This window comes from Pseudomonas sp. 1152_12, from assembly GCF_052850675.1.
Genome location: NZ_VXCW01000004.1, coordinates 424,680 through 449,116, shown reverse-complemented (window position 1 = coordinate 449,116; position 24,437 = coordinate 424,680). Strand labels below are relative to the sequence as shown.

The window sequence follows — 24,437 nt, the reverse complement described above, 5'->3', positions numbered from 1 at the left end:
CAGAAATACAGAGCATGGAAAATGTTACATGATGTGTTTTCTTGACGAATCGGATGGTTTTTAGGGCATGTGTGAAAGCCCTGGACTGCACCGCTTAGACTTTTTTCGCCTAAATACAGACGATTCACGAAATTGACACATAGTTCAACGCGCGCATAGGATTGCGCCCAACGCCTGTGGTTAACAGCCATAACTCATCCAATAAAAAAGGCCTGCGGCAGTTCAGTCGTCCGCGGGCCTTCTTTTTCCTGGAGAAAGTTGACACCAGAAAAGCAACACGGAGCCTGGTGTCACAGCGCGTACTCAACCAGTAATAAGGAATATAAGAAATGTTGAAGCAACGGATGGGTTTGATCGCTCTGGGGATTTTGAGCGCCACTCAGGCAATGGCCAACGACCAGGAGCAATCCAAAGGTTTTGTTGACGACAGCCACCTGAACATCGCAGCACGTAACGCCTACATCAGCCGTGACTACAAAAACGGCAAGCAAGACAAAGCCGAATGGGGCCAAGGCTTCATCGGTAAGTTCGAATCCGGCTTCACCCAAGGCACCGTCGGTGTGGGTGTGGACGTCATCGGCCAATACGCTATCCGTCTGGACGGTGGTAAAGGTCGCGCCGGCGCAGGCGGTATCGACTTCTTCAAGCAGGGTAATGGCACGACCAACCCTGACGGCACGAACAATCCAGGTTCGGCACCGCACGACCTGGCTAAAGGCGGCGCTGCCGTGAAGTTCCGCGTTTCCAACACCGTACTCAAGTACGGTGACCAGTTCCCGGCTGTGCCTGTGCTGCAGTACGACAACTCCCGTTTGTTGTCCGAAACTTACACCGGTACTTCGATCGTTTCCAAAGAGATCGCCGGTCTGCAACTGGACGCCGGTCACTTCACCAAAGAAGCCCGCAAGAGCATGGAAGGCACCGACAGCGGTCGCCTGAAAAGCATCAACTACCTCGGCGGTAGCTACAAATTCACCGAAAGCCTGTCGGCTGCTCTGTACGCGTCCGACATGCAGGACGTGCTGAAGAAGCAATACGTCAACGTTAACTACGTGCTGGCCCTGCCAGAGAAGCAATCGTTGACCTTTGACTTCAACGGCTACAAAACCAAGCTGGACCGCAGCTTTGCCCTGGAAAACCAAGGTGATGCGGACGCCCGCGACAACAAAATCTGGAGCCTGGGCGCTACCTGGGCTGTTGGCCCGCACAGCTTCACCGTGGCTCACCAGCGCAGCACCGGCGACACCGGCTACCTGTACGGCGGCTACCGCAACGCTGGCGGCATCGGCGATGGCGGCAATACCATCCTGCTGGCCAACTCCTACTGGTCCGACTTCAACGGCAAGGACGAGCGCTCCTGGCAAGCAGGTTACGGCCTGGACTTCAGCGCCTTCGGCGTGCCTGGCCTGACCTACAACATCGCCTACGTGCGCGGCACCAACATTGACGACGGTACCAACCGCGGCCGTGGCACCGAGCGTGAAATCTTCAACCAGTTCAAATACGTCGTGCAGAGCGGCCCAGCCAAAGACCTGAGCCTGCGCGCTCGTGCCTCCTGGTTGCGCGTCTCCAGCAACGCCAGCGAGTACAACGTAGGCGGTAACGAAATCCGTCTGTTCGCCGACTACCCAATCAACGTTTTCTAATTGATTCGGCGTCGAGCCTGATTCCAGGCGATAAAAAACCCCGACTGGTTCGGGGTTTTTTATGCGCGCCTGCCGGCTTCTGACTTGTTACATCGCAGTACTAATGAAGTACTCCGCCCCATCTTTATCCCTTTCAGACGCACGCCTAAATTAGCCCCACTTGCCCGCCCATCATCCCGGTGGCCGGCCACTGGAGCCACTGCCATGCCCTTTGTCAGCCTGCGCATCACCCGTGACGGCGTTACCCCGGAGCAAAAAGCCCAGGTTATCGCTGAATTCACCGAAACCCTCGAACGCGTCCTCAACAAACGCCCCGACCTGACCCACATCGTCATCGAAGAAGTCGACACGGATAACTGGGGCTACGCCGGTATCACCACCACCCAATACCGCAAATCCCAAGCCTGAACCGGAGCATTGTCATGAGCAAAGTCGTCATCATCACCGGCGCCTCCCAAGGCATCGGCGCCGCCGTGGTCCACGCCTACCGCGCCCTCGATTATCGCGTGGTCGCCACCTCGCGCTCGATCCAGCCTTGCACCGACCCGAACATTCACACCGTGGCTGGCGACATCGCCGACCCAGCCACGGCCGAGCGCGTAATCCGCGAAGGCGTGGCGCGCTTTGGCCGCATCGACAGCCTGATCAACAACGCGATTGAAGGCGTGCCGTCCGTGCTGGCCTCGCTGACCAAAGGCGGCCTGAACGCCGCGACCAAATCCCTGGCAATTGAATACGCCAAACGCGGCATTCGCGTGAACGCAGTGAGCCCCGGGATTATCAAAACGCCCATGCACGGCGAAGAAACCCACGCTGCGTTGGGCAGCTTGCATCCGGTCGGGCACATGGGCGAAGCGAGTGACATCGCCCAGGCGATCATCTACCTGGAAAACGCCGGGTTCGTCACTGGCGAGATCCTGCACGTGGACGGCGGCCAAAGCGCCGGGCACTGAAAAAAACACCCCGGCCTGCTCAGGCCGGGGCGCTCTATCAACTACCCGTGTAAATCACCTGTGGGAGCCGGGCTTGCCCGCGATAACGCCCGCCCGGCCACCCCATTCACATCTTACTGCTCAGCATTGCAGGGCGACTCCAACACCTTCACCACATCATCAATCACCGCCTTTACCATCTCCTGCAAATAATGCGACGCCCAGGCATAACGGTCCGTCTCCTTCGTCATCGCCGCATCTTCTGCGAGCAGCTTGGCGACGTGGAGCAAATCGGAAGCGTGGTGCAAGGCCTCATGCAGAGGGACGCCGCTGTTAACGCGGAATAGAGGTTGGTCGCAGTGGAAGGAGAAAGGGGTGACGCCGAGGGTGGTTAACGCGGTGGGATTTGCAGCGGTCATTGGTGAGACTCCCATATCGAGTGAGAGCTACCACGTTCGTTCTCAGGCGAATGGGTGGCAGCTGTGCGCAGGCTGAGAAACCGGAGATACAGGAACCCGGCAGACCCGAAGGTCTCCCACGCACAGCCGCCATTGCACGAAATGGTGGGCGAAAAAAAACGCCTGCAAATCGGGTTTTTGGGGCGCTGTGGCGCCTGCATCTTGCCGGGTTCTCAGGCCCGATCGCTGAATTGGCAGCGATGTAGATGAGGGTAACGTGGTGAGTCGCCAGGTGCAACTGAAAGTCACCTTTCCATATGACTTTGCTTTACTTGGGTTTGCATTTTTTCTTTATCAATAATTTTGGATCTACCTCGATGGCAACTATCTCGACTTGGTAGTCAAGGCCTCTTAGTATTTTTAGCGCGTTTTTTAAAGTCACCTTAGAAAAGAAAGGTAACTCCATCGGTAGTTTTTTTGTTGTTGCAATAGCATAAACTATTTTATAGTCGCTGGGGTTTGGGCGGGGCTCTGGATCGGCCAGTTGAATAGCTTTTGGAAGTTTTGCGTTAAGTTTTTTTCTAAATTCAACGTCTCGAACAAATGCCTCCGCGGACACGCATCCCTGCGAGAATAAATGGCTTAAAGTACTAGAGCTTCTATAATACTTTACATGTATCAACTCATTGCCATTTCTTATAACGTCACAAAATTCTAGTTTGTCATAGGCTCCACCAATTTTTATATTTTTCTTGTCTAGTAACTCAAAGGCAGGATCTAGAAGTAATTTTAGATTGTAGTCCTCCTCCCTGTCCTCTTCGTAGCGAGGTAATGGGCCACTGTATGTGATTAAAGAGGATAGATGGTCATCTATTGTCTTTACGAAGTCTGAGTTTATTTTGTACCAGCTAGCATTACGCAATATGTAGTTTTCACCGCTGTATGATATTTCTGCGTAAAGACATTTGTATGCAGGCCAACTTTTTACTGGTTTATATAAGTTGTCGTTGATATGGACTTGGGTCTGTTTTAGAGATTCTATGGATAGCGGAGCTGATTTTGATTTTAGGTGGTCTATTAGGTGTTTAAGTTCCAGTACGACATGTCGCTCTGTCCTAGCATAAAGATCAAATGAATAGCCTATCTGGTTTTCCCAGTCGACAATTTCCGGTTCTCCCAACCAAAAGTTTTCGAGATTTGGGCCGTTAAATAAATTTTCAAGTTCCAAGTCAAGGATATCTATATGATCGAGATCTCGAACTCGATTTATATTTTCTACCCATTCAAAGATCTCAGGCAATTTTTGCTTATATCTACTTAGCGCCTCTTCTAAGATTTGGCTCAAATGATCAAGATCTAAGGGCGTTATAACTGTAAACGCGTCTCTGCCCGTGATGTGGCTTCCGAAGATCTTTACTGTCGAACTACCTGTAACCGTGGACAATATTTCGATCTCAGAGTCCATGCGTAGGTCGAATATGTCAACCTCTTTTGTACTTTGTGTTCTTGAATTTAAAGGGTTGTGATCGTAGCTTGACTTATCTAGACTTCTAAGTTTGTCTGGGTCTACCGAGTTCAATGTTACTCTAAGCCCAAAGTCTCTTTCAATAGTTTCCTCGTTTAGTAGATGAAATCCTGTGCCGAATGTTATTATAAACTTTTGTTGTAGAAAGTTTATAACTAGAGCCGCTCCCACACTGCTGCTATTGCCGAAGTCATCGGCTGATACCTCTTTTCTAGATGTAAATATTTGTGTCCAAGGTGGTGCATGTATTGGTGGCTCTCTCTTGATATAGAGATTTGCATTTTCAATACCTTGGATTTCTAGGCGTATCGCTGGCTTTGCGTTCTCTAGTTTGAGCAGTTCCAAATCATCGCTCTTAGCGCTCTTTGCTAGATAAATTGAAAGCTTTTCTTTTCGTTCTCTTATTTTCTTAGGCACGGCGTTTCTATCCCTGAGGCGCTCTGTCTTAGGGAAACAATACATCACGCTGGGCAAAAGGCCATAAAAAAGGCGCCACCAATTACAGTGACAAAAATGCTCTGGGTAGAAATGAAGTCAGAAAATAGGACAGGCTACGATTTTCGTTTCGTTAGCGATGTGTTTCATTTGAACGATTTGCTTGACCTAGCTTCGAATCCTAGGTGTTAGGGGCTCCGGAGGCAGCCAGATTTATTTCATGTTCGCCCTTCAACTGCCCTCAATCAACGCCCTCTCCTCCAACCAAATCTCCTGAACAAACTGATCCGTAATCGCATAAATCCCATGCCCGCGCCGCATGATGATGTTCTCCGCCACGAGCGCGATCACCACCGGTTGAATCTCTTCAACCCGAACCTCTCGACCCACTGTCTTCGAATACTCAGCCGCCGCATCAGTGGAAAAAATCCCCCGCGCATCACCTTCCGTAGCCGCAATTTTATTGAATATAGCCTGAGCCAGGCTGCCCAACTGCTCGACTTTCTCTAGCTCAATACTCGCCGCCGCCGAGCGTAAGGTGCTGGCGATTACGGGTAAGAAGAGGTCTGGTTCACCGTCCTGTTGCACGAGTTGGCGTAGCGCCTTGAGCATTTCCTCGGGGCGATTCCCCAAGGTGTTGAAGGCTTCGATAGCAGCTCCCAGGGAGGGGAGTTTTTCTTTCATAACCGTCATCGAAAGCCGGTTGAGCAGGAACTTAACGTAGTCACCGTTCAACAGCGGATAGGCTGCTGACGTGGCACCGGAAAATGCTTGGTTGCGTTTAGCGGTCAGCTCGCTGACTTGCGCCCTGTGGGAGCCGGTGCCGATAAATAAGAAGTAGCCCGGCGTATTCGGGCGCGGGTTGATTGCATCGCGAGCAGCCTTGAGCGCCAGCAGCAGTTGATTGCCGTCGTCGGAGGAAATGGCGTGTTGCACTTCGTCAATGATCAGCACGAGGTCGGTCTTCGCTTGGTCGACGACCTCTGTGAGTGCCTGCGCCAGGGTTGGGCCGTTGGCGCTGCCGATGTTGTCGAGCTTGAAGCCGAATTTGAACCCTGCTGCTCCGACATCAACATTGCTGACGCGCTTGAGCATTTCTAGCGCAGAGGAGCCGGGCGTTTGCAGTTCTTGCAGGGCTTTGTAGATGGCGTTATGCACGAGCGTCGCCGGGTTGGCCAGGGTGTCGCTCCAGAGGTCGACGTAGATGACCAGAGCGCCGGCTTGTTCCAAGGCGGGTATAAGGTCATTTCTCAGAAAGGTCGTTTTGCCTGTACGGCGCAGGCCAGATAGAAACAGACCTGAGCGCAAACCTTCATCGAGTACGCCGGGATTGAGAAGCTGGTTCGCCATCGATTCAGCCAGTTCAGGGCGCTGAAATATGCTGCTCATGCAATTACCCCTTTTTATGGATACGTCATAATTATTGCCAGTTCATAATTTAGCATAAAGCTCGAATGTGAGCCTTTGGTACAGAAATAGGTGTTTTCGAAGGAGGGAAAGGAACAGATAGGCGTGAGATGCGGGCTATTAATTTGAGAGAGGATGAGGCGTGATCGAAATATGAACACCCCAAAAACAACAAAGCCCTCACATTGCTGTGAGGGCTTCGTCTTATATGGTGCCGGCACCAGGAGTCGAACCCGGGACCTACTGATTACAAGTCAGTTGCTCTACCAACTGAGCTATACCGGCGTGTTAGGGCGACGATTATAGCGATTGGCAAGCTTCTGTAAACCCCTGAATTCTGACTATTTTTGCAGAAGTGCAGGTTTTTTTTCGATCGCCGCTTTTTCGTCGCTCCAAGGCCTACAAATCCGCTCAATTCCCGTCGCCGCAATCGTCGGTGAGTTTCAGGTATTCCAGCACCTGCGCCTGGCCCTTGGAGTCTTGATACGTTCACCACGCCGCAGCCCGTGCGGGCGTTCTCTGGGGCATCAACGGTGGGTGGATTTTATTGAATGCCTCACAGGTAGCTGGGCTGTGCGGGTTTTGTCTGGTTGTGTATTGCGTGGCGTCGTGTCATTCATCTGAAATGATTTCGTTACAAACACCTAAATACTGACACCATCAGTTTGATATCACACAATGCGCGCCACAATAATTCAGCGGTTTAAAGCGGGGAGCAGTCAGTGGGGCGTGCAGATCACAGTCCAACATCAAGCACCGCGCTGGCTGAGCCTTTGCAGCGTTTGCTCGATCAGTTGAACCAAGGCGTTGCGCAGGCTCTGCACGCGCCCGAGGTGGTGGAAAGCCCGCATGGCGAGGTGTATTCGCATGCTTCGGCGCCGAAGGTTGTGGTGGTGGTGTCTGCCACGGGCGGTGTGGGGCGCAGCACGTTGGTGGCGGCGCTTGCCAGTGGTTTGCAGCGTCAGGGGTATCCGGCGTTGGCGTTGGATCTGGACCCGCAGAACGCGCTGCGTGATCACTTGTGCCCAGGGTTTGATTTGCCGGGGCTCGGGGCTGTCAGCTTGCTCAACCAGACGTGGGAGGCCTTGCCCAAGCGCGGCTTTGCCGGATGCCGTGTGGTGGCGTTTGGCGAGACCGACCCGGTGCAGCAACAAAGCCTGAATCGCTGGCTGGGGCAGGACCTCGAGTTTCTGCGCAAGCGTTTGGCCGGGCTCGGGTTGAATGGGCAGGACACGGTGGTGATCGATGTGCCTGCGGGTAATTCGGTGTACCTCAGCCAGGCGCTGTCGGTGGCGGATGCGGTGCTAGTGGTGGTCCAGCCGGATGCGGCTTCGTTTCGCCGTTTGGCGAAGATGGACGAAGTGCTCGCGCCGTATCTCGCCAGCGAATCGCCGCCGCAACGGTTTTATGTGATCAACCAAGTGGACGCCGGCCACGCCTTCAGCCAGGACATGGCCGGGGTGTTCAAGCTACGCCTGGGTGATGCGGTGCTGGGTGCGGTGCATCGCGACCCTGCTTTCATTGAGGCCCACGCCTACGGGCGCGACCCGCTCGACCCGTCGCTTAACAGTGTTGGTTGCCAGGATATAAATGCTTTATGTCGGGCCCTGAAAGGCTGTCTGCATGAAGGCCATTAATTTGACTAATTGCCGCCCGTCTAAAAAACATTCAGCAAAAACATCAAAATAATGACACTTTCCTGCGCCTGTCACAGAATGCCTCACTAAGACGCCCATAATAAGACCTGCGGTAAGTGCCTGCTTGCCGACCTTCACGTCTTTAAGCTGCGTCGTGAGGAGCTGGCTATGAGCCTTAGCGAAGAACTTCTGGCGTTGTTCGGCAAGAACGTCACCCATGATGCCGAAGGCATTAATGCGCGCATGCACTTTTTTGGCAGCGTGCCTGCTAATGAAACCAACCCTGCCCACTCCCAATTGACCGATATCGCAGCGCTGCGCCCCAAAGTGGTGGCGTTGGTGTCGATGAATGGCGGCGTCGGCCGCAGCACCCTGGCCACGGCCTTGAGCAGCGGTTTGCAGCGTTATGGCGAATCCGTTGTGGCGCTGGACCTGGACCCGCAGAATGCCTTGCACCATCACTTTGGCGTCAGTGCCGCGTTACCCGGTATCGGCCGCACCAGCCTGGAGCACGGGCAGTGGAGCCCTTTGCAGCAGCTCGGCTTTGCCGGTTGCCAGGTTATTACCTTTGGCGATATCGACATTCAGCAGCAGGAAAACCTCGAGCGTTGGCTCAAGCACGAGCCCACCTGGTTGGCGCAGCGCCTTGCGTCTTTGGGGCTGAGCGAGCGGCATACGGTGATCATCGATACCCCCGCCGGCAATAACGTTTACTTCCATCAGGCGCTGAACGTCGCCGATGTGGTGTTGGTGATCGTGCAAGCCGATGCCGCGTGCCTTGGCACCTTGGATCATCTGGATGTGCTGCTCGCCCCGCACCTTGAGGGCGACGACCCACCGACTGTGCAGGTGGTGGTCAATCAGGTGGATGAGAGCAATCCCTTCAGCCTGGACATGGTTGAGGCGTTCAAACAGCGCCTTGGCACGGCGCCGTTGGAGGTGCATCGCGATATGGCAATCAACGAGGCACTGGCGTTTGCCGCTGATCCGTTGGAGAACGTGGCGAAACGCTTGGCGAGTGACGATATCGGAGAGATTTGCCGGGTGCTGAAGGCGCCGAAAAGAAGCGCCTAAAGCGCGGTTTATACGCTTAACGCCAGAGGCTTATGCACAATCGGTTGGTTGAACCTGTCAGCAAACAGCCGTTTTGTGGCGCTGTTCTCAACGCGCTGCAACTGCCTGTTTTGTGTGCGTTTTATTTTATGAACAAAAAATGACCAGGGCACCTTTTGCCCTGTAGTGCTGATAAATACAGCCTCTGTAAAGATTTCATCAACAGAGTTATCCACAGGGCGCGTGTAGGATTTTTGCCCTCTAATCGCGCTCGGCCAGCACCATCAAGTTGCGCGGGGTCAACGTCGTTTCGCAGAAGTTGCCTATCTTGACCTTGTAGCCCTGTTCCTTCAGAAAAAGTGCCCGATCCAGCACCAGCCACATTTCCAGTGGGCGCCGAAACAGACCACGCACCAACTCCAGGTTTCGCACGTGCGCCAGGCGCCGCCAGCCGTACGCCTCCAGCGCCGCCCAATCCTGTTCACCTGTGGATAAACCTTTGAGGCTCGCCAGCTCTCGGCAGTAGTCAGCGAAGGGTTTATACAGCCAATTGGTGGGCAGGGACGGTGTGGGCAGGTATTCGTCGCAGCCGCGCAGTTGCCGTTGTAGCTGATCGAACCCCAGGCGCCGGGCCATGGACGAGTCCCGTTGCTGGCGTACACGGTTGCCGGCGGTGACCGTTTCGCTCAATGGCAGGCCCAGGTCTTCAATCGACAGCTTAAGTTTCGACGCGCGCCCGGCGCCCGACACGGCTTGATAGCGGTCGGCGTTGATACGGTTGTAACAGCAGGGCGCCAACGCCAGTTGTTTGCAGCCAGCCGCGCTGGCCAATTGCAGCAGGCGCACGTGCAGGTCGCCGCAGGCATGCAGGGCGACAGGGGTTTGCTCCGGGTTGATCGTCACATCCGCCATCACGTCTTGCAGGCGATGGGTGGTAGGCAAACCATGGTGCTCGCTCAGGGCCTGACCCGAGGCGATCAGGGCCGGGTCGTATTCCAGGCACGTCAGCTGCTGGCCGGGTTGCAGCAGGCGGCGGCCGAGATGGCCTTTGCCGGCGCACCAGTCCAGCCAGTGCGTGGGCGTTTGCGCGAAATGCAGCGCGGCGCCGAAGGCTTCGATCTGCTGCCACTTGCGTCCTGGCACGTCGACATTCAGTCGATGGCGAGCGGGTTCCAGCGCCTGTGTCGGTAATTTATCCACAGCACTGAGCCGCACCGCCTGTTCGGCCAGCTGTGGAAAAGGCGCGGGCGCCGGCAGGTCGTGAGGGTGGTTGTGGCAGCTGTCGGCATCGGCCAACGAGCGTTGGCGCAGCCATTGGGCCAGCTCGGGGTGCTGGGTTTCCCAGGGTAAATACAGATGGGTGAAGGGCCGTGGTCGCCACAGCCCTTGGTGCTCGATTAGAAACGCATCCAGCGCCGCAAAGCGTGCTTCAGCGTCCTTGGCAAGCATCGACGCGCAGCCAGCGTTCGAGCAGTTTGAAGCCGCGTACCAGGATGTAAGCCATCAGCAGATAGAACAGCCCGGCGGCGAAGAAGATCTCCACCGGCAGGTAGGTGCGCGCGATGATGGTCCGCGCCATGCCGGTCAGTTCCAGCAAGGTCACGGTACTGGCCAGGGCGCTGGCCTTGAGCATCAGGATCACTTCGTTGCTGTACGCCGGCAGGCCGATGCGCGAGGCACGCGGCAGGATGATGTAGAACAGCGTCTTGGGCTTGGACATGCCCAGCGCGCGCGCCGCTTCGATTTCACCCGGCGGGATGGCCTGGATCGCGCCGCGCAGGATCTCGGCGATGTAGGCGGCGGTGTGCAGGGTCATGGTGGCGGTGGCACACCAGAACGGGTCGCGCAGGTACTGCCACATGAAGCTCTCACGCACGGCATCGAACTGCGCCAGGCCGTAATAGACCAGGAACAACTGCACCAGCAGCGGCGTACCACGGAAGAAGAAAATGTAGGCGTAGGGCAGGGCGCTCACGTACCAACGGCGCGAGGAGCGGGCAATGCCCAGTGGGATCGCCAGCAGCAAACCGGCGATCACGGCGATGGCCACCAGTTCCAGGGTCAGGGTCGCGCCCTGGGCCAGTTTGGGCAGCCACTTGATGATCACGGCCCAGTTCAGGCCCAGGTCGAAGTGCGACAGCCAGCTGTAGTCACCGCTCATTGGGTGCTCCTCGCAAAGCCGCGGGCGGCGCGTTTTTCCAGAAAGTACATGCCGGTCATGGCCAGCACGGTCAGGCCCAGGTACATGAAGGCGGCGACCATAAAGAAGGTGAACGGCTGTTTGGTCACGGTCACGCCGATCTGTGCGTGGCGCATGATTTCTTCAAGGCCGATCACCGACACCAGTGCGGTGTCTTTCATCAGGATCATGAACAGGTTGCCCAGGCCCGGCAGGGCGATGCGCCACATCTGCGGCATGATCAACCGGGTGAAAATTCGAAACTTCGACAGCCCCAGCGCCACACCGGCTTCGCGGTGGCCCTTGGGAATGGCGAGGATCGCGCCACGAAACACTTCGGTGGCGTAGGCGCCAAAGCACAGGCCCAGGGCGATAACCCCGGCGGCAAAGGCACTGAGCGAAAGGTCGGGGTTACCGAAAAACTCCCCCAGGGCACGCATCAAATTGACCGTGCCGAAATAAATCAGCAGTACCCACAACAGTTCGGGAATGCCACGAACGATGGTCGAGTAAGCACCGCCAAGCCATTGCAACGGCTTGTAGGGGGACGTCTTGGCCAAGGCGCCGGCAAGGCCCAGCACCAGCCCCAGGCACAAGGCCGTGAGCGCCAGTTTGACGGTCATCAGCGCGCCGGCGGCGAGGGCCGGGCCGAATCCGTAGAGATCGAAATTCATGGTGTTTTCATATCGCGGCAGGCATTGCTAAAAGCCGGCGCGCTCAAGCGAGCGCGTCGGTCAGGCCGTTCAGATCATTCGATGCTGAACGGGAAGTACTTGTCGTTGATCTTCTTGTAGGTGCCGTCTGCCTTGATCTCTGCCAGGGCTTTGTTCAGGCGCTCGCGCAGTGGGTCGCCTTTACGTACGGCGATACCGATCTTGTCGCTTTCTACAACCGGGTCGCCTTTGAATTCATAGGCCGAACCGTCTTTGCTCTTGAGCCATTCGTACTGCACGTACTTGTCGGCGAGGATGCCGTCGAGGCGGCCGGACGTCAGGTCGAGGTAGGCGTTTTCCTGAGTGTCGTAGAGCTTGGCCTCAGTGTCCGGCAGCTTGTCTTCCAGGTAAGTACCTGCCAGCGTCGCGCGTTGGGCGCCGATGATCTTGCCCTTCAGGTAGGCCGCGTCGGTCTTGAAGTCCGCAGTGGCTTTAGGCGCGATGAATTGCAGCTTGTTGGAGTAGTACGGGTCGGTGAAGTCGACGGCCTGCTTGCGCTCATCGGTGATGGACAGCGAGGAGATCAGGAAGTCGAACTTCTTGGCGTTCAGGGCCGGGATGATGCCGTCCCAGTCGGACACATACACTTCGCACTTCTCGACTTTCATCTTCGCGCAGAGGGCGTCGCCGATGTCTTTGTCGAAGCCGACCACGTTGCCGCTGGCGTCTTTATTGTTGAAGGGCGGGTAGGCCGCTTCGATCCCCATTTTCAAGGTTTCGGCCATGGCTGTGGCACTGAACGCCATCGAAACGGCCGCGGCCAGAAGGAATTTTTTATAGTTCTGCATGCATGTTGCTCCGTTAGCGGTTGCTGGACATGAATTGTTTGCAGCGCGCCGAAAGCGGGTTTTCAAACACCTGCTGTGGCGATCCTTGCTCTTCGACCAGGCCCTGGTGCAGGAACACCACTTCACTGGAAACCTGACGGGCAAAGCCCATTTCATGAGTGACCAGCAGCATGGTACGGCCTTCTTCGGCCAGCGCGCGGATCACATTAAGTACTTCCTGGACCATTTCCGGGTCAAGCGCCGATGTTGGCTCGTCGAACAGGATGACCTTGGGTTGCATCGCCAGGGTGCGCGCGATGGCGGCCCGTTGTTGCTGGCCGCCAGACAGTTGCGCAGGGTAAGCATGGCGCTTGTCGCCGATGCCGACCTTGGCCAGCAGAGCTTCGGCCACTTCTATGGCTTCGGCCTTGCTCTGGCCGAGCACACGGCGCGGCGCCTCGATGATGTTGTCGAGGATGCTCATGTGCGGCCACAGGTTAAAGTTTTGAAACACAAAACCTATTTCGCTGCGCAGGCGATTGATCTGTTTGCCGTCGGCGGCCATCAACTCGCCGTTTTTCATGGCTTTGAGCTTGAGCTCTTCGCCAGCCACCAGAATCTGACCCTGATGCGGGTTCTCCAGCAGGTTGATGCAGCGCAGGAAGGTGGACTTGCCGGAACCGGAGGAACCCAGGATCGAGATCACGTCGCCGTCGCGAGCGGTCAGCGAGATACCTTTGAGTACCTCCAGCTCACCATAGCGTTTATGCAAGTTGCGGATTTCAAGCGCGGGCGCGGCCTCGGCCATGTGCGGTCCTCATTGTGTTCAGTGCGTTCCTGCTGTTGGGCCGCCTTCCTGGCGAGGCGCCAAGCTAGCATAGCGCTCAGATGGGAGCCAACAGCGCTGCGGACGGTTAACAGGTGGTCTGCGTCAGGGTGTCGCATCAGCGCAGCAGCGTGTCGCGCTGTCAACAACCTAACAGACGTTTGAACCCGATAAATCCACAGGCTTCGCGTAAAAAAGGGCGCGATGGTGCCAGCTTTGGGCGGGTGTTGGAAGGGTTAACCGGGCAAACGGCGCATATCAGCCCCTTTGTGGGGCGTCACGTACTTTTTGTGTGTGTTTTTGGTGCGCACCTTCGTCATGAAGGTGGGTCGCACGGTAACGCTATAGCGGAATGCCATTGTTCTCAATGACTTGCGACGGCCGTTGAATTGTCCTACAGCCCGCGTCAATCACGGGACTGTAATATTTTGGCGCAAATCTTGCGTAAAAAATAAAGAACGCCCCGTTGGTTTCTTTTCACGAAAAAGATCGCAGGCCGGGCGGACCGTTTTCGCAAATCCTCGTAAAGGTGTGTCAATGAGTAGTACGCAAAGCTCCAATGACCTCGAACAGGGGCTCAAACCGCGGCACGTCACCATGCTGTCGATTGCCGGCGTCATCGGTGCCGGTTTGTTTGTCGGCTCCGGCCACGCGATTGCTGCCGCCGGCCCTGCCGTACTGCTGGCTTACGCCGCTGCGGGTACGCTGGTGGTGTTGGTGATGCGCATGCTCGCCGAGATGGCGGTAGCGTCGCCCGACACCGGTTCGTTTTCTACCTATGCCGACCGCGCGATCGGTCACTGGGCCGGTTTTACCATCGGCTGGTTGTATTGGTGGTTCTGGGTGCTGGTGATTCCGTTGGAAGCCAACGCCGCTGCGACCATCCTGCATGCCTGGTTCCCTGATGTGGCTATCTGGGCGTTTACCCTGATCATCACGTTGCTGCTGACGGCGACCAACCTGTTCAGCGTGAAGAACTACGGTGAATTCGAGTTCTGGTTTGCGCTGATCAAAGTTGTCGCGATTGTGGGTTTTGTGATCCTCGGCTTGGCCGCTATTTTTGGCTTCCTGCCGACCAGCCAAGTTAGCGGCGTTTCGCACCTGTTCGATACCCAAGGCTTTATGCCCAACGGTATGGGCGCGGTATTGGCCGCCATTTTGACCACCATGTTCTCCTTCATGGGCACCGAGATCGTTACCATCGCTGCCGCTGAATCGAAGAACCCAGGCCAGCAAATCACCAAGGCCACTAACTCGGTGATCTGGCGGATTGGTCTGTTCTACCTGCTGTCGATCTTCATCGTTGTTTCGCTGGTGCCGTGGAACGATCCGACCCTGGCGGCCGTAGGTTCCTACCAGACCGTGTTGGAACGCATGGGCATCCCGAATGCCAAGTTGATCGTCGACCTGGTGGTGTTGGTGGCCGTGACCAGTTGCCTCAACTCGGCGCTATACACCGCTTCGCGCATGCTGTTCTCCCTCGGTCGTCGCGGTGACGCCCCGGCGGTGGCCAAGCGCACCAACAAGAGCGGCACGCCTTACTGGGCGGTGATGTTGTCCACTGGCGCGGCGTTCCTGGCGGTATTCGCCAACTACGTAGCCCCGGCGGCGGTGTTCGAATTCCTGTTGGCCAGTTCCGGCGCTATTGCGTTGCTGGTGTACCTGGTAATTGCCGTGTCGCAACTGCGCATGCGCCAGAAGCGCACGGCAGCGGGCGAGAAGATTGTCTTCAAGATGTGGCTGTTCCCTGGCCTGACTTATGCGGTGATGGTGTTCATCGTGGGCACGCTGACCATTATGCTGTTCCAGGAAGCGCACCGGGTCGAGATCATCGCGACCGGTATCCTGAGCTTGCTGGTGGTGCTGGCGGGGCTGTATGTGGCGAGCCGTCGCAAGGCGCAGAAGGTAGGCGCTGCTGTACTCAATTGATGTAATGAAATGCGGTTTTTAATGTGGGAGCGGGCAAGCCCGGCTCCCACATTTGGTTTGTGTCAGTCTGCTGAGTTGGCGAGTGCTTGGGACGCCGCCACGTAATCCGCCTGAAACTCCGGCGACTCAATCCACGCCAGCGCCGCCGCTTCATCCTCGGAATCCGTCGCCCACTGCCGATATTCGATCAGTGCCGTGAGGATAAAATCGGTAGCTTCCTCTTCGCCTTCCTGCTCCAGCACCACTGCCAGCAACGGGTGGGACAGGAACGCCGCACACAGTGCCTGCTGGCTGGTCTCGCCCGCCGCGCGCATTTCTACAAACAACTCGGTCAAATCCACCGACTCAAGGTCAATGAGGCTGTCATCGCCGGCGAACGCATCCGGCTTGGTCGCCGCGGCGCGCTGGGTACGATTTTGCTTGGCCTTGGCTTTCGCCCGCTGGGCACGTTTTTGCTGCTTGTTCGGCGAGGCCATGGGCGCAACGTCCTTGGTTTCTGGATTTGGGTGGAGTATTGAAGCGCAGGTTGGGGCAAATCCCAAGGGTTTCTAAAGGCGTCGGCCGAAAGTGCCTTGCGCCAGCTCGCCGTGTTGCAGCCACTTCAGTGCAATTGGCCACAACCGGTCCTGATAGTCGCTGCGGAAGAAAGCGAAATGCCCGACAGCTGTTTCGCCAATATCTTCGGGAGCAATCCGCAGATGAGTGCGCTCGCTGCTATCGAAATAGCGCAGCAACCGCTCGATGGCTTCTACCGTGCCAAATGGGTCGTCGGTGATGCTGATGGCCAGCAGTTGCGCCTTCACGCGGGTGAAGGGCAACTCACCCAAGCTGCGCCCGCTGGGTCGCGTCTCGTACTTGGGCGTTGGCGTGCCCCAGTCGCGCACCACACCGGCCGGCGTATCTTCCAGCCAGCCCAGGCGTTTGCCGGGGAAGTACCCGCACAGCGCCGTCATCAACGGCATCAGCACATGCCATTTGCCAAGCATTCGCCAGCGTCCGCTCGCTGCGTAATCGCGCCAATACGCGAACTGTGCGCCGACCGTCACGATTCGCCGAATCACCGCGCCTGACGCCCCCAGCCCCGCCGCGCAGCCACCAAAACTGTGGCCGACTACATCAATTGGCTGCCCCGCAAACTCCCGTTGTGCACGCTGCAACATCGCTTCGAAATCCAGCACGCCCCAATCCGACCACGACGCCTTGAACCCGCGCAACGAGCCCCTGCGGGATTCGCCGATGCCACGGTAGTCGTAAGTAATGACGTCAAAGCCGTTGGCAAACAGGTAGTCGGCGAAGCGTGCGTAGTGGCGGCAGCGCACGGAGGTGGCGGCGTTGATGATGACGACCGGGCGTGTCGGGTCGGTTCTGATATGGCGCCAGGTGAAGCCGCTGACAGGGTAGCCGTCGGCAGCCGACTCGCGGAAGGCTTCTGGGGCAGGTCGGGTGGGCAGGTTCATCGGTCGGCTCGATCCTTGCGCTTTGGGTGTGGGCTTGGGAGCCGCGCGCTTTTATAAGCATTTGAAACTAACAAATTTAGCGTGGCATGAGCGCAGGAAATTTTCGATGCTCGACCTTGGCGCCCTGGGTGCTTAGGCTTGCGCTCTATTGATCAGCCAGAGTCGGCCCATGACCCGCGACACCCTTGAGCATAACCAGATCCCGATCTACTTCGCCGCCGTCTTGCTGGCTGCTGCATTCGGTGTGCTCGCGCCCTTGTCGGCTCAGGGGCTTGGCGTATTGGTCACGCCCGCCATCGCTGTGCTGATGTATGCCATGTTCCTGCAAATTCCATTTCTGGATCTGCGCCAAGGCCTGGGCAACAAGCGCTTTATATCGGCGTTGCTGTTGGCCAATTTCATTTTGGTGCCCTTGCTCGTCTGGGCGTTGACCCGTGGTCTGGTAGAGCGCCCGGCGCTGCTGGTGGGGGCGTTGTTGGTATTGCTCACGCCGTGTATCGACTACGTGGTGGTGTTTACCCATATCGGCAAGGGCGACGCGCGGTGGATGTTGGCGGCGACGCCCGTGCTGTTGTTGCTGCAGTTGGTGTTGTTGCCGGTGTACCTGAGTTTCATGCTGGGTGCGCAATCTGCTGCGGTGGTGGCGGCGGGGCCGTTTGTCGAGGCGTTCCTGTGGTTGATTGTGCTGCCGATGATCCTGGCGGTGCTGACCACGTCCCTGGCGCGGCGCTCAAGCGTGATAAGCGCGTGGAGCACCGCCTGGGCCTGGCTGCCGGTACCGGCGATGGCGCTGGTGCTGTTTGTGGTGATTGGCTCACAGATCACTTCGGTGGTGCGCGATATCGCGTTGTTGTTGCCGGTGATTCCGGTGTACGTCGGCTTTTTGTTGCTGGCGCCATGCGTGGGTGCGCTGGCTGCGCGGCTGTTCGCGTTGCCCGCAGTGACTGCGCGGGCGGTTACGTTCAGTGCGTCGACCCGCAACTCGCTGGTTGTGCTGCCGCTGGCATTGGCGTTGCCCGAAGACGTGCGCGCACTGGCGGCCACGGCGGTGATTCTGCAAACCCTGCTTGAGCTGGTCGGCGAGCTGGTCTACATCCGGCTGATTCCGGCGTTGGTGTGGCGCGTCGGTCGATAAATCCATAAATGTTCGGGTTTGTTCAGGCGCTATTCAGGGGCTGAGTCGGCACCATAGCGTCGGCGCAGCCTACCTGAAAGGACATTCGATGGATCACCGCAGCCGTTTTCGCCTGGAGTCTCTGGGTATTTTCCTGATTGCTTTGTTGCTGTTCACGTGGGGCATCTGGAATGAGCAGCCCCAGGGCTTTGATGGGCGTTGGGCGCTGTTCATGCAGGAAATGTTTCGCCATGGCGCGAGTCTTTTCCCTACCACCTACGGTCAGCCATACCCTGACTATCCGGGCACTGCGACCTTCTTCAGCTTTGTGTTCGCGCGCTTGTTCGGCGCACCGAATCACTTGGCGAATGTGCTGCCGACTGCGCTTGCTTCGGCGGGCATGATTGCCGTGGTCTATCGCCTGCTGGCGCCGTCGAGCCGGTCTTGGGCGTTGCTGACGGTGTTGCTCACGCTGCTCACCACCCAACTGCTGGATAAGTCGCGCTCGGTCTGCCTGGACCTGATGATCGCGCTGTTATGCGTAGGCAGCTTCTACCTGTTGCACAGCGGCGAGCGTATGGGGTCGCGGATCAGGCAACTTGCCGTATTTCCGTTGTTTGTCCTGGCCTTTGCGGTTCGTGGGCCGCTGGGGCTGATTGAGGTGTGTGGCGTGGTTTGCGTGTATTGGGCGCTGGGTCGGCCGGGGCAGCGGGTTAAGCAGGTGCTGATCCACGGCTTCGTCGGGCTGGCGCTGCTGGTGTCGTGCTGGTGGGTGCTGATGAAGCTGGCGCGGTTCAGCGGCGGCGATGCCTTTGCCGATGAAGTGTTCAAGATGCAGGTCGGCGGGCGCCTGGATGATTCCGGCGAGCCGTTTTACTTCTACTTCAAGCTGAGTTTGTACCGCTACTTCCCCGTGGTGCCGCTGGCCTTGGCCACGATGATTGCGCTGCGCAGTCGCTGGTCTGAGCGTTGGGTTAATGAAGACGTACAACTGGTGGTGCGCCTGGGTGCCTGCGGCCTGATGATTTTGCTCGGGCTGTCGGTGCCGCACTTCAAGCGCGCCTACTACATTTTGCCAATGGTGCCGATGTTTGCGGCTGTGGCCGCCTATGGGCTGCTCCAGGCGCAAAACTGGCTGGTCGGCGTGCGCCGCTGCTATGAAGGGCTGGTCGTAGCGCTGCCAGCGTTGTGCGTGGTGGTGCTGTTTGTGTGTCGCCAATCCTGGCAGAAGCACGGCCACTGGCCGGAGGTGTCGTTGCCGCTGTTGATCGGTGTGCTGGTGATTCTGCAAGTGGCGGCGCTGATTGCCTGGCAGCGTTCCGCGCGCTTGGTGTGGCTCAGCCTGATTGCCCTGGCGGCGCAGTGGTTGCTGCTGGTTGCGGTGATCGATCCGTCCAAGGACCTGCAATTTGATACCCACAAATTTGTCAGCCAGGTCGAGGCGCTGCGTGTGTCCGAGCCTGGGCCTTTGGTGTTCGTCAATTTGGGCCGCGACACCTGGGCGGTGCGCTACATGATGAACCTGGATCACGATGAACAGCCGCTGTTCGTCGCGGGCTATGAGCTTGAAAAATTGGCGACGTTGCCAAGGCCGTCCTGGGTGATTGTGTCGCGCAAGGAGACGGCGCTGTTGAAGGGCACGCCGATGGCGTCGCAGGCCCCCGCTTTCGAGGGCCGCTTGAATGACAACCCGCTGATGGTGTTTTTACTCAAATAAGCGGGCAGAACAGGGGGGGGAGCCGCTGACTATTTGCAGCGGTAGCCCTCGGGCATCGTGACGGTGTAGTTGCGTTGCACACGGTCGTGGAAATTCAGGTTCTGCAGCCCCTGCTCCACCAGAAAGGCCTCGACCTTGGCAGCCTGGCAGTCTTCGTTATAGGACGTCGCCCGCAGCAGGTACACCGCACGCCTACTGACTTCATCGCGCGCGGTGGCCGTGAAGGTGGTGAGCGTGGTGTAGCCGGTTCGCTCTGAGGTGCCCACCGGGCCGTAGGTGGTGTTCGGTTTGCTGGTGCAGGTCAGTTGGTCTTCTTTTTTCTTGTTCTTCTTGCACTGAGTGGTGGTGCTGGTGGGCACCTGACCATACTCGGTGGCGGTGTAGCGGTAGGTCACCTGATGGCTGTCGACATCGAGGAGAATGGTCATTTTGATCGGCGCATGGTTCTTGGGCAGGGTGGTGTCGGTGAACACCTCTCTAAAACCCTGGTCCTTCATGGCGTTGACCATATCGCGCAGGTAGTAGCGGGCGTTAAGCGTGCTTTCTGCGCTGCCGCCAGCGGAGGTCGTCACCAGTACCGTGGCTTGTCGATCAAAGTGGTAGTCCGGGTCAGGTGTTGCATTGATCGCTACGTCCATTTGCGTGGCGCAGCCACTGAGCAGCGCCGTCAGCAGTAACAGCGTGCAGAACAAGTACCGGGTCATCCAATAACTACCTTGCAGTAAAAAATTTAGTACCCGCTAAACGATTGAGCCGGGCGATAAATAAGCCTCAGCCATTAAATCGCAGGCAATAAAAAACCCCAAGGAATTATCTTCGCTTGGGGTTTTTCGGTATTAGTGGTGCCCAGAGACGGAATCGAACCGCCGACACGGGGATTTTCAATCCCCTGCTCTACCGACTGAGCTATCTGGGCAACGGGGCGCATTAAACGGGTTTTTCAGGGGGTCGTCAAGCAAGTTTTCAAAAAATATTTAATTATTACCGTCGCTTACGTGCCGACCCCGGTTTTTGATCAATTATTGAGCAGGCGGCACGTAGCCGTCGGCTTTGGCGTAATCCTCGCCGGAAAAGAACTTATCCATCTCGCCTTGCAGGTATTTGCGGTCTTCGGCGTTCATCATGTTCAGGCGTTTTTCGTTGATCAGCAGGGTCTGGTGTTTCAGCCAGTCGCCCCAGGCCTGTTCAGAGATGTGCTCGAAAATGTCCTGGCCCTTGGCACCTGGGTACGGAGGGCGTTCGAGGCCGGGCAATTCTTTGTGGTACTTGCGGCACATGATGGTGCGGGTCATGACGGAACTCCTGCGTTCAATACGTCGGCCGCGCGCTTCAGCAGTTTTTTCACCGGGGCGGCAAGGCCCAGGCGCGGCGGGGTGGCGAGGTTATACCAGAGCCAGTCGGCCTCGGCCACGTGATGGGTGGATTCCTCGACCTGGATCAGCCAGGGTTCGATGGCCAGCTGGAAATGGCTGAAGGTGTGGATCAGCCCCGGCAGTTCATGTGGCGTACCCAGCTCCAGCGCGTGCTGGTTGGCCAGGTGTTCCAGGTCTTGGAGGTCGTCCAGCTCCGGCAAGCTCCACAAACCGCCCCACAGGCCCGTAGACGGGCGACGGTAAAGCAGAATCTCGCCCTCGGCATTGGCTAACATCGGCATCAGTGTGCGCTTTTGCGGGATGGTCTTGCGCGGCTTGGGGATCGGGTAGCGTGTCTCCAGGCCGAGCATATGGGCTTCGCAGCTTTTTTCCAGCGGGCACAACAGGCAGCTGGGTTTGCTGCGGGTGCAGAGCGTGGCGCCCATGTCCATCATCGCCTGGGTGTAGGCGTTGACGCGATCGTGTGGTGTAAAGCGCTCTGCGGTCGCCCACAGCTGCTTGGCGACCTTGGGTTCGCCTGGGTAGCCCTCTTGCGCGGTAAAACGTGCCAATACGCGTTTGACGTTGCCGTCGAGGATCGGCGCGCGCAGGCCCATGCTCAGGCTGGCGATCGCCCCGGCGGTGGACAGGCCAATGCCCGGCAGTTCAGTGAGCTTTTCGACGTCTTTGGGAAACTCGCCGCCGTATTCGGCGACGACGATCTTGGCGGTCTTCTGCAGGTTGCGGGCGCGGGTGTAGTAACCCAGGCCGGTCCACAGGTGCAGCACTTCATCTTCCGGCGCGGCGGCGAGGGCTTCGACCGTCGGCAGGGACGCCATGAAACGGTCGAAGTAATTGAGCACCGTGCTGACCTGGGTTTGTTGCAGCATGATCTCCGAAACCCACACCCGGTAAGGCGTAATGCCCTGTTGCCAGGGCAGGTCATGGCGACCGTGGCGGTCGTACCAGTCCAGCACCGCCTGTGAAAACTGCTCGTTTCTCATCGTTTGAACAGGCCTTTAAGGGCGTCTTTCAACTGCGGGCTGACCTTGTCGAGCTTCTCTTCAAGCTTTTCGCTTAGCTTGTTGCCAGCCGCTTTTATGGCGACCTGCGTCAAGCCGTCCTTGTCCAGGCGGCAGGCCTTGGCGCCCAGTTCCAGCGGGCCACGGCAGCGCAGCGGCACTTCGATGCCCTGGAAGTTGGAACCGACCTGGCAGGCCGGGTCCGGCACGTCGCGCTTGTCGCCTTCGACGATGATGCCGACGCGGTAGTCCATGCCCAGTACGCGCAGGTCGACATCACCGTTGCCGTTGACCGTCAGGCCTGGGATGCGCACTTTCAGGTCAGGGTTGCTGGCCACGCCGTTACGCAGGGTCAGGTTGCCGCGCAGTTCCTGGAATGGGGTGTCCTTGCCCTGTGGTGTGGTGCTCAACGTCTTACGGTTGAGCAGGGCGATGCCGGTGCACAGTTGTTGTTCAATGTTGGCGTTGAGCAGCGCGCCGTTATTGATCACAAAACTGGCGGTGCCGTTAAGGCTGTCGATCAGCGCCTTCTGACTGTTGCCACGGCCGTTGAGGTTGCTGTCGAGGGTGATCTGGCCCTTCACCGGCGGGTTTTGCCCCTGGGCTTGCAGGATGCGTTCAATTGGCACTTGCTTGATGTGCGTTTGCAGCGCCAGCACCGGGGTGTCCTGGCGCACATCGAGTGTGCCGTTGGCCTGGAAGGTGCCGTTGTAGAGGCCGCCGCTGAGCGTGTCGAGCTTAAGTTGGCCGTCACGGCCGGAGGCTTTGAGTGCGGCGTTCTGGATCGGCAGCTTGCTCAGGGTCAGTTGGCCGAAGGCCAGGTCGGCGTCGATATCCAGGGTGCGCAGGCGGGTCAATGGCAGCAGTTTGTCGGTGCTCCAGGCGCCTTTGGTCGGTGCATCCGGCAGCGGCGTGGTGCCGCCTGCAGCCATGGCGCCGGCTTCGCTGTTCTGGACTTCGGCCTGGCGTGCAGCGGCTGCGCCTTTAGCGGATTCGGACTTGGCCGGCAGGTAGTTGTCGGCGTTGAACGTGTCGCCTTTGAGCTGAACGCGCAGTGATTGCTTGGCAAAGTCATCCACGGCCAGGCGACCTGTGAAGGTGCTGCCATCGAGTTTCAGGTTCAGCTCTTCCAGCGCCACGCTGCTGGGTGTGCCTTTGAGGCGGCTGACCAGTTCAACCTTGCTCAGGCTGCCCTCGGCCATGGCCGGCAACGGGTGGCCGACGCTGTCGAGGAACTTGGCCAGATCAAACTGGGCAATGGACAAGGCCCCGCTGAGTTGCGGGGTTTTGTTCAGGTCGTTGACCTTCATTTCGCCCAAGGCACGCAGCTGGTTGGCGGAAAGTTTGAGGTTGGTCCATTCGGCGATGTTGGCCGCCAGGTCCACCAGCAGTTGACCTTGGGTGGAGAAGGTGACGGTCTTGCCCTGCAGCGGCTCACCGGTGGCTTCGCCGCTGAATTTCATATCTTCGAACTGATAACGCTGGAGCGCGCGCTGAATGCGCAGGTTGCCGTTCAGCTCGGTCTTGACGCGCATCAGTGGTTGGTTGCTGCCCAGGAATGCAGTGAGCTTGAGCGGAATGCTCGCGCCTTCGTGCACGGCACCGGCGCTCAACTGGATGCTTTCGGCGCTGTACTGTTTACCGGTCTGCTCATCGTTGTATTCAACGCGGGCGTTGTTGATGGTCAGGCTGTCGATGTCCAGCCGGATCGGCTTTGGCGGCTTTTCCGGTTCGGGTTCGGCTGGTGTTTCCACTGGAGCAGGCACCGGCGCATTGGCGGGAGTCTCAGCCACGTTCTTGCCGATGTCTTCCCAGTTGCCGTGGCCATGCTTGTCACGGTTGAGGCGCAGGTTCAGGCCTTCGACACGCACATCGCTCATCTGCACTTCGCGGCGCAGCAGCGGCAGCACGCGCACGGACAGGCCGAGCATCTGCAAGTCGGCAAACGGTTGGGTCGGGTTGGTCAGGGTTGCCACGCTGGCTTCGTGCAACTCCAGGCCCAGCCAGGGGAACAGGCTCCAACCGATATCGCCATTGAGCGTCAGCTCGATGTGGGCCTTGTCGCGAGCAATCTGGCGAATCTCGTCTTTGTAATCGTTGGGATCGAAGAGGTGGGTCAGGGCAAAGCCCAGGGCCACAATGATCAGCAACAGCCCGAGAAGTACCAGACCCAGGATTTTGCCGAACGCTTTCATGGGCGAGTCCTTGTATGTCGATTTCAAAATTTAGCCGCAGAGTATAACGCCCGAAGGCCTGCGTCAGTTCACGCATCGTTACATTGTATCTAGCTGCGGCAAAATCGGATTTAGCCGCCGAACAAATCAGATT

At 57.7% G+C, this 24,437-nt stretch carries 21 protein-coding genes, 2 tRNA genes and 1 pseudogene; 8 read left to right on the top strand and 16 right to left on the bottom strand.

Annotated elements, in window-relative coordinates:
- Positions 1-329: 329 nt before the first annotated feature.
- From FW764_RS09870 to FW764_RS09860, 3 genes are all read left to right on the top strand, one after another.
- Positions 330-1,646, top strand: a complete 1,317-nt coding sequence (locus FW764_RS09870) for an OprD family porin (RefSeq protein ID WP_446433758.1) — start codon at positions 330-332, stop codon at positions 1,644-1,646.
- Between the two features lie 204 nt (positions 1,647-1,850).
- Positions 1,851-2,054, top strand: a complete 204-nt coding sequence (locus FW764_RS09865) for a tautomerase family protein (protein ID WP_242153933.1) — start codon at positions 1,851-1,853, stop codon at positions 2,052-2,054.
- A gap of 14 nt (positions 2,055-2,068) precedes the next feature.
- Positions 2,069-2,599: an SDR family NAD(P)-dependent oxidoreductase gene (locus FW764_RS09860; RefSeq protein ID WP_446433757.1), complete on the top strand. Its 531-nt coding sequence runs from the start codon at positions 2,069-2,071 to the stop codon at positions 2,597-2,599.
- 113 nt (positions 2,600-2,712) lie between these two features.
- Here the strand turns inward: FW764_RS09860 and FW764_RS09855 are convergent, their stop codons facing one another.
- From FW764_RS09855 to FW764_RS09840, 4 genes are all read right to left on the bottom strand, one after another.
- Entirely contained in the window at positions 2,713-2,997 is a 285-nt protein-coding gene (locus tag FW764_RS09855) for a DUF3077 domain-containing protein (RefSeq protein WP_446433756.1), read from the bottom strand.
- Positions 2,998-3,304: 307 nt separating this feature from the next.
- A complete protein-coding gene (locus tag FW764_RS09850) occupies positions 3,305-4,918 on the bottom strand; it encodes a TIGR04141 family sporadically distributed protein (protein WP_446433755.1) in 1,614 nt (537 codons plus the stop codon).
- A gap of 249 nt (positions 4,919-5,167) precedes the next feature.
- Positions 5,168-6,325: an AAA family ATPase gene (locus tag FW764_RS09845; RefSeq protein ID WP_446433754.1), complete on the bottom strand. Its 1,158-nt coding sequence runs from the start codon at positions 6,323-6,325 to the stop codon at positions 5,168-5,170.
- Positions 6,326-6,552: 227 nt separating this feature from the next.
- Positions 6,553-6,628 (bottom strand) — tRNA-Thr (locus FW764_RS09840).
- A 437-nt stretch (positions 6,629-7,065) separates the two neighbouring features.
- Here FW764_RS09840 and bcsQ (FW764_RS09835) point away from each other — a divergent pair.
- Both bcsQ (FW764_RS09835) and bcsQ (FW764_RS09830) read left to right on the top strand, forming a co-directional pair.
- Positions 7,066-7,980, top strand: coding sequence for a cellulose biosynthesis protein BcsQ (bcsQ, locus tag FW764_RS09835; protein ID WP_446433753.1), 915 nt, complete (start codon positions 7,066-7,068; stop codon positions 7,978-7,980).
- A gap of 168 nt (positions 7,981-8,148) precedes the next feature.
- Positions 8,149-9,054, top strand: a complete 906-nt coding sequence (gene bcsQ, locus FW764_RS09830) for a cellulose biosynthesis protein BcsQ (protein WP_446433752.1) — start codon at positions 8,149-8,151, stop codon at positions 9,052-9,054.
- 240 nt (positions 9,055-9,294) lie between these two features.
- On the opposite strand, the gene FW764_RS09825 is transcribed toward bcsQ (FW764_RS09830), so the two are convergent.
- From FW764_RS09825 to FW764_RS09805, 5 genes are all read right to left on the bottom strand, one after another.
- Positions 9,295-10,482, bottom strand: coding sequence for a methyltransferase (locus FW764_RS09825; RefSeq protein ID WP_446433751.1), 1,188 nt, complete (start codon positions 10,480-10,482; stop codon positions 9,295-9,297).
- A complete protein-coding gene (locus FW764_RS09820; protein WP_446433816.1) occupies positions 10,463-11,152 on the bottom strand; it encodes an ABC transporter permease in 690 nt (229 codons plus the stop codon). The genes FW764_RS09825 and FW764_RS09820 overlap by 20 nt, the downstream gene beginning before the upstream one ends.
- 38 nt (positions 11,153-11,190) lie before the next feature.
- Positions 11,191-11,886, bottom strand: coding sequence for an ABC transporter permease (locus tag FW764_RS09815; protein WP_446433750.1), 696 nt, complete (start codon positions 11,884-11,886; stop codon positions 11,191-11,193).
- A gap of 74 nt (positions 11,887-11,960) precedes the next feature.
- Entirely contained in the window at positions 11,961-12,713 is a 753-nt protein-coding gene (locus tag FW764_RS09810; protein ID WP_446433749.1) for an ABC transporter substrate-binding protein, read from the bottom strand.
- Between the two features lie 13 nt (positions 12,714-12,726).
- Positions 12,727-13,500: an ABC transporter ATP-binding protein gene (locus tag FW764_RS09805; RefSeq protein WP_083355733.1), complete on the bottom strand. Its 774-nt coding sequence runs from the start codon at positions 13,498-13,500 to the stop codon at positions 12,727-12,729.
- Between the two features lie 555 nt (positions 13,501-14,055).
- Between FW764_RS09805 and gabP the strand changes: the two genes are divergently transcribed.
- Entirely contained in the window at positions 14,056-15,447 is a 1,392-nt protein-coding gene (gene gabP / locus FW764_RS09800; RefSeq protein WP_446433748.1) for a GABA permease, read from the top strand.
- Positions 15,448-15,509: 62 nt separating this feature from the next.
- Here the strand turns inward: gabP and FW764_RS09795 are convergent, their stop codons facing one another.
- Complete coding sequence (locus tag FW764_RS09795; protein ID WP_446433747.1) at positions 15,510-15,923, bottom strand: hypothetical protein; 414 nt, start codon at positions 15,921-15,923, stop codon at positions 15,510-15,512.
- Between the two features lie 75 nt (positions 15,924-15,998).
- Positions 15,999-16,904 (bottom strand): annotated as a pseudogene (locus FW764_RS09790) (alpha/beta hydrolase family protein); the annotation flags it as partial.
- A gap of 169 nt (positions 16,905-17,073) precedes the next feature.
- Here FW764_RS09790 and FW764_RS09785 point away from each other — a divergent pair.
- Positions 17,074-18,039: an arsenic resistance protein gene (locus FW764_RS09785; protein ID WP_446433746.1), complete on the top strand. Its 966-nt coding sequence runs from the start codon at positions 17,074-17,076 to the stop codon at positions 18,037-18,039.
- Positions 18,040-18,127: 88 nt separating this feature from the next.
- The gene (locus FW764_RS09780; RefSeq protein ID WP_446433745.1) at positions 18,128-19,735 is read left to right on the top strand and encodes an ArnT family glycosyltransferase; all 1,608 of its coding nucleotides are present in this window, start codon (positions 18,128-18,130) and stop codon (positions 19,733-19,735) included.
- A 29-nt stretch (positions 19,736-19,764) separates the two neighbouring features.
- Here the strand turns inward: FW764_RS09780 and FW764_RS09775 are convergent, their stop codons facing one another.
- The 5 genes from FW764_RS09775 to FW764_RS09755 all read right to left on the bottom strand — a co-directional run bounded on the left by FW764_RS09775 (position 19,765) and on the right by FW764_RS09755 (position 24,304).
- Positions 19,765-20,439 (bottom strand): hypothetical protein, encoded by a 675-nt coding sequence (locus FW764_RS09775; RefSeq protein ID WP_446433744.1) that lies wholly within the window; start codon positions 20,437-20,439, stop codon positions 19,765-19,767.
- A gap of 136 nt (positions 20,440-20,575) precedes the next feature.
- A tRNA-Phe gene (locus FW764_RS09770) sits at positions 20,576-20,651 on the bottom strand.
- 103 nt (positions 20,652-20,754) lie between these two features.
- Positions 20,755-21,027 (bottom strand): oxidative damage protection protein, encoded by a 273-nt coding sequence (locus FW764_RS09765; RefSeq protein WP_446433743.1) that lies wholly within the window; start codon positions 21,025-21,027, stop codon positions 20,755-20,757.
- Positions 21,024-22,091, bottom strand: coding sequence for an A/G-specific adenine glycosylase (gene mutY, locus FW764_RS09760; protein ID WP_446433742.1), 1,068 nt, complete (start codon positions 22,089-22,091; stop codon positions 21,024-21,026). Before mutY ends, FW764_RS09765 begins: the two co-directional genes overlap by 4 nt.
- Entirely contained in the window at positions 22,088-24,304 is a 2,217-nt protein-coding gene (locus tag FW764_RS09755) for an AsmA family protein (RefSeq protein WP_446433741.1), read from the bottom strand. Before FW764_RS09755 ends, mutY begins: the two co-directional genes overlap by 4 nt.
- Positions 24,305-24,437 lie beyond the last annotated feature (133 nt).